The organism is Acinetobacter sp. ANC 3929 (genome assembly GCF_000369405.1).
In the GTDB taxonomy this organism is placed as follows: Bacteria; Pseudomonadota; Gammaproteobacteria; order Pseudomonadales; family Moraxellaceae; genus Acinetobacter.
On the sequence record NZ_KB849999.1, the window covers coordinates 459,602 to 471,406 of the forward strand.

Consider the following 11,805-nt stretch of genomic DNA (forward strand, 5'->3'; position numbering starts at 1 on the left):
TGTAAAATCTTTTACATTCCCTTTCAATAGCTGTCTGAATAGTCATTAATTTTCTCAGCATAAATACGATTAACGTTGTTTTAAACTTCTTTTATAGTCACAATTTGGATAACGGTTACAAGCCATAAATTCACCATATGGCCCTGTTCTTTTCCACATACGTCCCTGATTGCATTTCGGACATCGCCATTTTTCAGGAATATCATGGTTAATGGACGTATTTTCATCTTGAGGTATATGAATAAATTCCTTGATGCTTGAGTCTTTTGTAATTTCCTCAAGGAATACTGAATTACGTTCACCAATAAGAATGACTTTCTCTTTTGCACGAGTCAATGCTACATAGAACAGACGGCGTTCTTCAGCATAGGCGTGTGTTTCGGGTTGTGGCAAGACTAAGTTGATAAGAGGGTCATCTTCTTTTTCAGAGGGGAATGCGCTACTGCCAGTATTTAAACCTAAAAGAATCACATAGTCTGCCTGTAGGCCTTTGGATGAGTGGATGGTTTTAAACTCAACGCTGCAATTTCTAAGAAAGGGTCGAATACTGTCTAGAGTTGGATTATGGTGTCTGTAGCGGCCCAAAATATAAATGGATTTCTTCTTGCCTGAATTTGAATTGGCATTATTGATTTCCATAATCGTTTTAAACAGGTATTCATGAATTTCCTGAGTCTTTGTTAAAAAGCTTATCTCAACCACTTTACTGCTGGTCTTATCAACGGCATTGACCACTTTTTGAAGCTGGGACTTGTTTTTTTGGATGAAGCCACTGGCGACATTGGCAATACCCTGATTTGAACGGAATGTCTGGGTAAGCTGTGTCTGTTTGGTATAGCCAAAGACCTTTTTAAATTGAGTAAAAATACTGATGTCTGAACCTGCAAAGCGGTATATGGCTTGCCAGTCGTCTCCAACACAAAACAGTTTTGCTTCAGGTACCTGATTTAGTAAGGATAAAATGAGTCTGGCCCTGGCCTGTGAAGTATCCTGAAACTCATCCACGATAATAAGCTTGAATGGGCTCTTGTATTTGTTTTCATTGATTAACTGGGCAGACTCAATTAGCAGGTCATCAAAGTCATGTTCTTTACTGGTTTTTAATAACTGATCGTAGCGTTGGTAAACTTTGGAAAATAGCTGTAAAAAAAGACTCTCTCGTTGGCTAAGTGATGGTTTGGCCAATAGAGCAGCAATGTTGGCTTGATTAGATTTGTAATGGCTTAAAAAACTGACATAAAGTTCATTGGCATCATGTTCATAGATGGACTGTGCTTTAGCGTTGATCTCGGCAAGGCTACGTGGCTTAAATGCTTGTTCCCTTGATTTAAGTTCCTGTTCCAACTTCTGAAAGATGGAACCTGTAATAAACTCATGAAAGGTTGTGGTAATTAAATCCGTCTTATATTTTTGATGGATTCCTGATTTCCACTTCATGTCATCAAGATACTTCTGTCCAAAGTGTGCAGGTGGCTTGCCGTGCTGGTCTACAGCGTAATGTTCCAGATATAGGTTTATTTCAGGCAGGTAAAAGTCAGGCTTATATTGGCGATGGTGTTCATTCGCTGTGTCATGCTCGTAGTTTCTTTCGTACTGGTAGGGAACCCCCTGACTGTATAACCAGTTTGCTATCGCTTTTTCACCATGTGACTTAACAATTTCACCCTGATAGGTTTCAAAGCCATCCTTGAACCTGTCAAATGATCGTCTATGTGCCTTTTCCCACTCACTTTGGGTTTTAAATGCAAAGGGAGACAAAGGTGGTCTTAGGTAGGCTGTTTTAAATAAAAGATATTTTGCCTGAAAGTCTGGATCTGTTTCGATCAGTTGTTGAATAATCCGATTCAGCAGGGATTGAGGTTTTCCTGCATCGCTGGAAACGGAGGGGCTTTTTCCAGTTGCCTTACCAATTACCTTCACGCCAAACTTATGGAAATTAAGTGCTTCGACACGAGTATTAAACTGGGTGAGGATGTCTTTTAATCGAAAGTTAATACGTTCACTGAGTTCATCGCCCGCATTTTTATTGAATGCCAGAACCAGAATCTCTTCAGGTTTGTAGAGTCCAGTTAAGAGGGCATAGCCCACCTTTCCAACAATCGTGGATGTTTTCCCTGAACCAGCCGCAGCAACCAACAGGTTACGGTCCTCAAAGATGATGGAGGAAATGCGCTGTTCATCGGTTAGAGGCGTACTTTCCACCTGATCAAAGAACTGCTTAAATACCTTTAACTCACTTTCAACAAAACGCTTATTCTTTGCATCAATGGCATAGTTTGCCTCAACTGGCAATTCAATAAACTGCCGCAATCGCTCAAACAGATTCTGTAGGGGTGGCTCAAATGCAAAAGAACTATCCCTTTGAATAAGGCTGTTAAACTGTTCAACAGAGACTTTTGATCTTTGTGATAAATCTGACCTAAACAGCTTGCTGAGGCGATGGGATAGGTAAATATTTTGCTGGATAAAATTGTGATATTCCCGTAAGTACGGTTTTAAGGTTTCCTTGATCTGTTCTGCGTTTCTTTTATTTCTCAGGAATTCTGCATCATTCCGGATTTCAGCTTGAAGCTGTTCAGCTTGTGTGTTGAACATACCTTTGAACTGAAAGTTTTGATCAACGGTTTTGAGCGTTAATGATGACCATATCCAGCCTTTCTGGATATGTGTTTCTAGCACTTGTTCAGGATTAAGATTTACCGTTTTGGTATCTAGTTCCAGAACCAGCTCAGGAAATGTATAGCTGAGTCGCCATTTGCTGGAACCTGCAAAAATGAAGCTGAGTAAACTTGGTTGGATATCCATATTGCCCTAAAAATTAAAATGATTTTTTAAGAATTCAAAATTTGTAATTGGTTATAAAGTCTGTAGAAATTTTACTTAGTCATTTTATTACTTTTACAGCTACTCCTTGAATATTTCATTTAATGCTTGCTACACAGCATCTACTCGTGACTTACATGCCTTGTAGACAGGTATTGACTCTTCCACAATCTTCATTAGGTTGTCGATGTCTGGTTCTTCCTGAGATTCCTCTAGGGGCAGCATTCTTTTTCATCAGTTCATAACCCTCTTTAAAGCTTAACTCATTTTACCAATGATTCGTCACCGAGAACTTACATAGACATGAATATAGTCCTACTACATCTCAATTGAAACATTTGAATCGGCCTGTTGTACAGAGCGGATTTTCTAATATTATTTAATATTGAATAGACGTTAATCATTTAAAGGAATGATTCGGTATCCTTTGAATATAGAACAGTATGTTTGAATCGCCTTGGCTGCCAACATTGCCTCTGATGGATCTCTCGCGGTTAAGTGCAAGTAAGCAGCGTAGCCATGTTCCTTTTCTACAGCAACTAGGCCATATCCAGAACGGGTAATATCCGGACTGACAGCGTAGTTATAAACGATACGTAGCGTATTGGGCGTTTTAGAGTTAAATTTTGTGCCCCGTAGATCTGTAATTAAGTTACCAATTTTATTATTTTTTTGACTATTAAAAGAGCTCTGTATGGATTTCAGATATGCTTTAGAATGATGTTCAGGCTCTGAGTACTCATAACTTTTGCTTTTAGGCAGATCAGGATTACTTATTAGGATATTGTAGATTTTTCTGGATGAAATATCTGTACCTGAAAGTTTATCAAGCTCATATTGCAAATCTGCTTTATGAGACTGTAGATCAAGTATTCCAGACTTTAACACTTCCACTTCCTGATTTTTTGTTTCCAGTTGTAGTTTGAATTGATTCTCCATATCTGAAACATACTCCAGATAATCTTTTAACTCAGACTCTTTGTTATCCACCTTACTAATCATCGCATCTTTCTGGGATTCTGAAGTGACCAGCTTATTGTTTAAATTAGACATTTCCTGATTTAGGCCATCCAGTTTTTTAGAGAGCTCTAGTTCTGTGTTTTTACTGGCAGCATAAAGAATTTCCAAAGCAGCCAACTCATTTTTTGCTAAGTTAAACTCTTCCATAAAGCTACTGTTATTAGAGATATTCTGCTCTAAATCCTTATTTTGCTTGTCTAACCTTTCTAGAATATTTCTTTGATGTTCTAGGGACTTTTGTAGCCTTTCTTTCTCTTCAGTGTTAATTCTGTTTTGCGTTTCAAAAGACTGGATTTTATTTAACAAAGCAATCCTATCTTGATGGATTTCATTTAGTTCCAAGCCCAGGGTATTGATTTTATTTGTATATTCTAGCTTTTCATGATTAAGAATTTTAAGATTTTCAGTAGATTCTTTAAGAAGTTTGCTAAAGTCTGTTTTTATCAACTCACTTTCATCATGCATGCTTTTAAGAGTTTTTTCTTTATTGATGATTTCCTCTTGAAGATTTTTAATTGAATGGTTGAATCCGATATTCTTAAACAGGAGGGTAAGGATATAGCCCAGTAAACCTAAGGCAATTATCCAGATTGGGAGTATCGGATAAAAACGCCCCCACGCCACATACTTGGCAAAAGTGTATGGAGTCATTTCACCAAAGGGAGAGGGTAGACCATTAACACGTGCATGGAGTGCTTCAGAATAATCAAGTACTGAGAAGAACATAGCATTAAAGGAAGACTTATATAGATTCTGGTGGCGCGTTAGCTTGGAAAGGGTAACTACAGGCTTGCTATCAAACTCAGTAAAAGTTTTGGATACAGAGATATTTTCCCTATCATCTTTATGCCTTTCGTTGTCCCAGACTTGAATAACTTGGTGTTCGGAATTTGTAAGTTGAACAGAACCTCTTGGATTTAGTTGTTCAAGACTTTTAACGAAATTTTGATAACAGTCCCGTTGGGTAGAGTATTTAAGACAAACTTTATTTGTTTCAGATTTGGCTTCCAATAAAAGTTCAAATCCACCCATCCTATTTTTTTCCTGAATATCGTAATACCGTTGCTGATTAAAGTAGGTCACATAGAAAATTATTAGTAATGTAATGATGAGACACAGTAATGCTATTGAATATTTCTTGATTATTTTTTCTGCGAAAACATTAAATTTTCCTTTATTATAACTTTGTGAAATTTAAAGAATAAAGTAAATTCAGATGAAATATAAATATTCAAGATATCACTTTTAATTTTTTAAAATTACTTCACTATAAAAAAATTTTGTTAGCCTATCTAAAGAATGAATAGTAATAGTTATATTGTTGGTTGATGGGAGAGCTGCTTAATAGCCAGTTATCTGAAAATCTAAAAAAATACCTTTAAAAGAATTTTTTTTATTAAAAGATATTTATATTTGTAAGAAGAAATCAAACAACATGAGTTGTTGTAAGTTTGCTATTTGATAATCATAAAGGGGAAAACGATGTCTCTTATGGACTTGATAAAAAAGAATGAAGAAATAAACGGTAATGGAAAAGATAACACAGGCTATATCGAAGAGATCAGGGCGAGAATTAGAAACAATCCCATATCTGATATTACTGACAAAGATGGAAATCAATATATTGATATTGTCTTAGAGGGCGGAGGTGTTTTAGGCATTGCCTTAATAGGATACACCTATACACTTGAGCAGGCAGGAATACGCTTTTTAAATATTGCTGGAACTTCTGCTGGAGCTATTAATGCTTTATTTTTAGCAGCCTTAGGCAAACCTGACAGTTTGAAGAGCCAAAAGATATTGGAAATATTCAATGAAATGGATATGAAGAGTTTTGTGGATGGCGGAGTGTTTGCAAAAGGATTGGTAGACGATATTAAAACGAAAGATAATATTTGGACTGCCATGTTGCCTAAAATTGGGCTTTTATGGGCAGAGGGTAAATTTTCAAAAGCAAAATTGGGCATTAATCCTGGAAAAGCATTTGAGGAATGGTTGGGAGAAAAGCTAAAGGAGCATGGCGTTACCACTACCAACGATCTTTTACAAAACTTAATCAATCCCGATAATCTTCAAATTAGGGATCCAGCTAGAAAAAGTGATGAGCAAGAATATTTTACTCAAAACTTTAAAAAGAATGAATTAGCAATAGTTTCGGCGGATATCACAACGCAGACAAAAGTGATATTTCCTAAGATGGCTGCTTTATATTGGGAAAACCCGTTAGCAAAAGCTCTTCCAGCAAAATTTGTTAGGGCTTCGATGTCTATACCTTTATTTTTTCAACCTTTGGTCGTACCAGATATTCCAAAAGATAATAAAAATTGTTGGAAGACTTTAACAGGATACGAGGGTGAAATACCCACTTCTGTGCATTTTGTTGATGGTGGCATTGTATCCAACTTTCCAATAGATGTTTTTCATAGAAAAGACAGGATACCTCTATGTCCAACTTTTGGAGTAAAACTTGGTGTCGACCGAAATGAACCTAGAAAAATGGAAAGTATGGGGGATTTTGTTGGGGCACTTTTTGATACAGCACGTCATACATCAGATTATAGTTTTTTATTTCAAAATACTGATTACCAAAAGTTAATTGCCTATATTGATACTTCTGAAAAGTTCGAAAGAAAAAAATTATCATTGATTGAAAAAATTAAGCCTAAGAACTGGTTTTCCAAAAATGATTTGGAGGACTATCATTGGTTAGATTTTGAGATGAGTGATGAAAAGAAAGTTGCCTTATTTACTTTAGGTGCCAAGACTGCTTATGAATTCATAGTTGGAAATGAAAAAACAAGAAAGAATAATCCAGATAAAAGTAAACTAATTAATGAGGTTTCTCCTTTTGAATGGGAGGTGTATAAGAAAATTCGAGAAAAATCTAAGGTTGATTATACACTATCAGAACTATCAAAGCGTAAAGAAATTGAAAATCATTCAATTCATTAATATTCTGAAAGTGAAATTTTTAAAAATAAGAAATTAAATTATAAAAATAGGAGTTTAGGTAATGTTTTATATATTATTTAAGTTTTTTGGTATAGATGAAGAAAAACATAAGTTTTTGATTTTTTTCACAAATGTTTTTGGTTTGATATTTTGTTTTGTTTTGTTTTGTTTGGATTGTGTTACAAGTATTCTTGTAGTGATTTTATATATAAATACGATAGTTTCTTATATTTATATAGTAATCGTTTCTATAGAGATTTATTTAATTCATGTAACAGTGTATCTGAGAATTTTATAATAGTCATTTTTGGTCTTCTTATTGGCTGGTTTATTGCTATGCTTTTTTCACCCTATTCAGAAAAAGATGGAGCAGCTTTTTCTATTATTTTTAAAGGAGTATCAATTTTTTTTAGTGGTTATCTAGTTAATGAGTTAAGTAAACATCCTACTTACTTTGAATTTTTTCTAAATAAACAAAACTTAATGTTGACTTTTTTATTTTTATCATCAATTCTTTTGTCTTGGTTAGTTGTTTTTTCTAATCGAGTCTATATGAAATATAATGATATTATAAATTAAATTAATATTGAGATTAAGAATTGTAAAGCTGAGTTAGAGAAAATAAAAATAATAAGATTGAGTGATGTATTAGTGTTTTATTTGGATAAACAATTAATTTACTTTTAATAAGGTACTTAAAATGGCAGAATTCGTACAAGATACTTCAGGAATCAGGACGCTACCTATTAGTAATAATCTTAAAAAGATATTGTTACTGGCAGCACACGAGGTGAAAGTAGATAAAATTTGTGTTACATCGGGAGGGCAATGTGCTAAAGGAACATGTTCAAAAAGAACAGGCTCTACTCGACATGATCTTGGAAATGCGGCTGACTTACAACTTTGGGTAGGGAATAAAGTATTAAAATTTACAGATAACAGTGACTTGAAAATTTATAAAGCTTTTGTAACTGCCGTTGCAAGATTAGGAGCAACAGGAATTGGCGCTGGTGTAGGTTATATGGGCGCAGATAAAATTCATGTCGGCTTTGGAAGTAAAGCCATTTGGGGAGAGGGAGGCTTATCCAAAAATGCTCCTAAATGGTTAGTTGATGCTGTGGAAAGTGGTTGGGCAACTTCCAAGAAATTGGAAATGAAAACATATAAAATATTAGCGCGGGATGGCCTTTTTTTAAGATCTGGCCCAAGTTTAGATTTTGATGTACTAGAAACACTGAAAGAAGGTACGTTAATTAATATTGATAAATTTGAGGGGGAAAGTTTTGAATGGGGACGTGCGGACTTAGTAGGTGATGGTCAGATAGATGGATTTGTTCATAGTGCATTTGTAGAACCAATTGATTTTTTTGAAGTAGATATGGAAATTGAGCAGGATAATTGCACTGATGGAGAGAGTTCAATTGATTGATAAATCTCAAAGAGACTTTATATAGACTGCAATTTATAGTTTATATCTAATTCACTATTGATAAAATATTTCCAAACTAATAATGAGGAATCTCATTATATTTTATAAAAAGGGCAATATGAAAGTTCTAGGTAATATTTCTAATGAGGGCTACGTCTGTACGATTTATGAGGATGAAGAGGGACGAGTATATTTTACTGCTGATGCAGATATTGATGCTGATGGAGCAAATGGTCAAAATGGTAAACAACCTGCCTACACCATCAACGATTCTGGTAGCGAATTTTTGGCTAATGGTGGGATGAAAATTACCAATGGTAAGGTGATCTGCGCTAAATCATGGGCGCGTAGTATTGTGATATTAGACAGTGACAATGAACCAAAAGTCTTCCCCAATGGAATCATTGCTTCAATGACTTGGTACAGACATAGCGGAAAATCAATGAGTGATCCTACTGCCTATGTGGATGCTGAAACAGTTCCTTATATCGTGGTGCCGCCATTGGTAGTGCAAAAAACGAAAGGCATTGTGCGAGGTTGCCGAGCGAGAGTTACTTATAACGGCAACTCAGTAGATTGTGTGGTTGCGGATCGTGGTCCAAAGAACAGGATTGGAGAGCTTAGTATTGCAGCGGCCCGTGCACTTGGCATTCCAAGTAGTCCTCGTCATGGAGGGCTTACGATGCCGAATGTTTTCTATGAACTCTGGCCTGGTCAGGCAGCAGAGGGGTATGAACTTCAATCAGCATAATATAGTAAAACTAAAAATGACTAGGGATATTCAATACAGAATAATTCCTAGTCATTTACCTTACAGCATGAATAATCTCTAAATTATAATGGTAGTTTGTTTAAGTATATTATCTACAAGTGTGGCTGTATATTGATTGACATGGCAAAGCAAGGTAGCGGGTTTTTATCAATAGGCGTTGGACCATGTTGCTCGGCAAGGCTATGGTAATGCCAGTTTTGAAATTAGAGTAGAGGAAGGATTAGATCTTGTTGAGGAATTTTATGGAAATGAAAACAAGTCAAAACAGATTCATAACTTGAATCAGGTACAGGTTCTTCAGAAATGATTACAGCGATATAGCTTTTTATATTGTTTTTTATGAGGCTAGTACAAATTAATTTTTTTCAGAGGAGTGACTGAAAATTAGAAAATATACTAATTTTCAGTCACTTTTTAATTCTTAGAATGTTTATTTAGTTAAAATGACATCAGCTAACTGGTGAGCAATTTCTTCAATACTATACATAGTAGTGCTTATTGCAACTTTATCAGCTAGATTAGGACTGTACTCTAGAACATCATTTTTAGTAATTTTATGCCAAATTGGCAAAATCATTTTATGCCCATTCATCTCACGAGCAACTAACGCATCAAGCTCATAGTTTGTCCAGTCTTTCTTTATAAAGTCCGTGGAAAGAACTACGGTACCGTATTTGGAATTTCGAAGACCACTATCAATTTTTCTACGTAGACTGTCTCCAACTTTTAAAGTGAATTCGTCATACCAAACTTTAACTCCGAGATCCTGTAATGTCTCAGCTAAGGGCCTAACGAAATCTTCTTTATCTTCTGAAGCATGTGAAATAAACAAATCATATTCTGGCTCAACCTCAGATGCTTTATCAATTGATGACACAGAAACATTGCTAATATATTGAGTTGAAGCTTTAAGAGCATCAATTTCGCGTTTTAATTTCTTTTGATGTTCAATTTCATCTTTTTGCTGCTTTTTAGATAAAGCATCTAATTTTTTTCTTTCAAGAACTTCAGCTTTTATAAGATTCTGTTTCTCTTTCAAAAGTTTGTTATCAATATCAGTTTTCTTTTTTTGTAATTCTGAAAGTTTCGATTGTATACGAGCATTTTCTTGTTCTTTTCTATTAATTTCAGATAGCTTTAATTTGAGGGTGCTAGGACTAGTTGTTTTACCTATAGAATTTTGAATTTGTAAAATTTTGGAAGTGCTATCCGCTGCCTTTTTCTGTTCTAAGCTCATTCGATGAGTAATATCAGCTAACTCTTTGTTTAGTCTAGTTATGGTGCTGCTAATAGTTTGTATCGACATGTTCTCTCTACTATAAATATTTTAAAAGATAAGATTATTATTTGAGCTTATTAAATACAAGTCTTACGTATTGCATCATTCTTTAAGGTAAACAACAATATCCAGCCCAATCAGCCATCAGACCTTTCCGTTTTTCAAGATATGCCCCACGTAGATAAGCAGCTTCAACCTCATCTGGTAATTTATGTGCAAGTACCTCACAGACTTCACGAGGGTAATCAGTTTTATCAGCTGACCAGTCGCGAAATGTTGAACTTAAACTGTGTCTAGTGTTTGCAGGACTTTGTTTAGGCTCAATATAGCCTAGATGAACTTATACTGTACTTTATGGCCAAATGATCTTAGAACAAGTTAAGAGGCAAGTGATGAGTTTTTAATGTACAATCATCAAGTCAATTCATAAAAATAATTTTGATGGATTAAATGCCAAAATTATAAGTTGAATTTTTTGTAGTAAAAATAGTAGTAAAAAATTAAATTTAAAATATTTTATATATATTTATCAGTAAACTACCATTCTAATGTGACTGCCACCGCTTCCGCCAAATATTTAAATAAGCCCTTGTTTTTACAAGGGCTTGTTTTTTATCTATGATTTTACCCCTCAACCTACCCCTCATCAAACATTGGATTAGGTGATATCTAAAGAGACATCTTTTTACTTATTTGGACATCATATTAGTTGAAAGAAAATTTCTAGTAGAATTCCAAACTGATTTTAAGGTGGGGAATTTTGCAAATATCCACTTTGGTCTTATGCTTGAATGGTCTGTTGTATTTGGTTTTTTACTGTTGCTTATCTTTACTTTCATCTTGGATGAGTTTTCTTGATCTTATACATTCTGTTTATGAGATTTTATCGATTCATAATTATGGGCAGACTGTAAAAAAATAAATCTACCCATATTCTTTAGATGCTTGTAAGTGATGTTAAACCCATAAATTTGATGATACTGGTATATCATACGGACTGTTAAGTTGTCTGCATCCTTACAGATTGATGATCTCATATAAATTTTCTGGTGATAAATTTTTCACCATATCATTTAGACCTTTACTTAGACTTGCTTTACTAAATGTATGTTCATAAAGTATGTCCCTCATACCACAAGTGATAAATATTGTTGCTTTTTTAGGCTTTATGGTTTTTATATCTTTATCATTTTCAAGTAATTCATAAAGCGTTTGGAACAAATCGGAAAAATAATCCATGCCTGTATGATTGATTGAGTTGCGACGATCTTGATTGATAGCATTCTCAATTATAGTTTGGTTTGCAGAGCCGTGAATTTCACTTAGCATAAATTTAGAATAATTCGCTGATTCAAACTGCTGGATGTTACCCTTGTTGATCTTTGTTTCAAAAATTTTATCGTAGTAAATCAGGCTGATTAGCGCAGTAAGAATTGCATCAGCTCTTTTGAGTACTTCAAGTGAATTTGCACAATCATCTAAAATGATGCTCAAGTGATGTGTGCTGAAAAAACAGGAGGTTTTAACTTG

6 protein-coding genes and 4 pseudogenes are annotated in these 11,805 nt (G+C 34.7%); 4 read left to right on the forward strand and 6 right to left on the reverse strand.

Translation table 11 applies throughout. From position 1 onward, the window contains the following. Positions 1-69 precede the first annotated feature (69 nt). From F909_RS10620 to F909_RS10615, 3 genes and pseudogenes are all read right to left on the reverse strand, one after another. Positions 70-2,805, reverse strand: a complete 2,736-nt coding sequence (locus tag F909_RS10620; RefSeq protein ID WP_005150513.1) for a UvrD-helicase domain-containing protein — start codon at positions 2,803-2,805, stop codon at positions 70-72. 129 nt (positions 2,806-2,934) lie between these two features. Continuing rightward, a pseudogene (xseB, locus tag F909_RS21735) lies at positions 2,935-3,058 on the reverse strand (exodeoxyribonuclease VII small subunit). Between the two features lie 161 nt (positions 3,059-3,219). Then, positions 3,220-4,875: a coiled-coil domain-containing protein gene (locus tag F909_RS10615; RefSeq protein ID WP_005150514.1), complete on the reverse strand. Its 1,656-nt coding sequence runs from the start codon at positions 4,873-4,875 to the stop codon at positions 3,220-3,222. A 450-nt stretch (positions 4,876-5,325) separates the two neighbouring features. On the opposite strand from F909_RS10615, the gene F909_RS10610 reads away from it, so the two are divergent. The 4 genes and pseudogenes from F909_RS10610 to F909_RS21530 all read left to right on the forward strand — a co-directional run. Then, positions 5,326-6,795: a patatin-like phospholipase family protein gene (locus F909_RS10610; protein ID WP_005150515.1), complete on the forward strand. Its 1,470-nt coding sequence runs from the start codon at positions 5,326-5,328 to the stop codon at positions 6,793-6,795. A 700-nt stretch (positions 6,796-7,495) separates the two neighbouring features. Further along, positions 7,496-8,224: an SH3 domain-containing protein gene (locus F909_RS10605; protein WP_005150522.1), complete on the forward strand. Its 729-nt coding sequence runs from the start codon at positions 7,496-7,498 to the stop codon at positions 8,222-8,224. A gap of 118 nt (positions 8,225-8,342) precedes the next feature. Beyond that, a complete protein-coding gene (locus tag F909_RS10600; RefSeq protein WP_005150524.1) occupies positions 8,343-8,975 on the forward strand; it encodes an RlpA-like double-psi beta-barrel domain-containing protein in 633 nt (210 codons plus the stop codon). Positions 8,976-9,120: 145 nt separating this feature from the next. After that, positions 9,121-9,303, forward strand: a pseudogene (locus tag F909_RS21530) (hydrolase or metal-binding protein); the annotation flags it as partial. A 123-nt stretch (positions 9,304-9,426) separates the two neighbouring features. On the opposite strand, the gene F909_RS10595 reads toward F909_RS21530, so the two are convergent. The 3 genes and pseudogenes from F909_RS10595 to F909_RS10590 all read right to left on the reverse strand — a co-directional run. Further along, entirely contained in the window at positions 9,427-10,302 is an 876-nt protein-coding gene (locus tag F909_RS10595; protein WP_005150527.1) for a toll/interleukin-1 receptor domain-containing protein, read from the reverse strand. An 82-nt stretch (positions 10,303-10,384) separates the two neighbouring features. After that, positions 10,385-10,609: pseudogene (locus F909_RS21535) on the reverse strand (integrase); the annotation flags it as partial. 683 nt (positions 10,610-11,292) lie between these two features. Further along, positions 11,293-11,805 (reverse strand): annotated as a pseudogene (locus F909_RS10590) (hypothetical protein); the annotation flags it as partial.

Coding starts and splice junctions, on each gene's coding strand:
- F909_RS10605 (WP_005150522.1), top strand. CDS start 7,496: ATGGCAGAATTCGTACAAGATACTTCAGGAATCAGGACGCTACCTATT.
- F909_RS10595 (WP_005150527.1), bottom strand. CDS start 10,302: ATGTCGATACAAACTATTAGCAGCACCATAACTAGACTAAACAAAGAG.
- F909_RS10600 (WP_005150524.1), top strand. CDS start 8,343: ATGAAAGTTCTAGGTAATATTTCTAATGAGGGCTACGTCTGTACGATT.
- F909_RS10615 (WP_005150514.1), bottom strand. CDS start 4,875: ATGGGTGGATTTGAACTTTTATTGGAAGCCAAATCTGAAACAAATAAA.
- F909_RS10620 (WP_005150513.1), bottom strand. CDS start 2,805: ATGGATATCCAACCAAGTTTACTCAGCTTCATTTTTGCAGGTTCCAGC.
- F909_RS10610 (WP_005150515.1), top strand. CDS start 5,326: ATGTCTCTTATGGACTTGATAAAAAAGAATGAAGAAATAAACGGTAAT.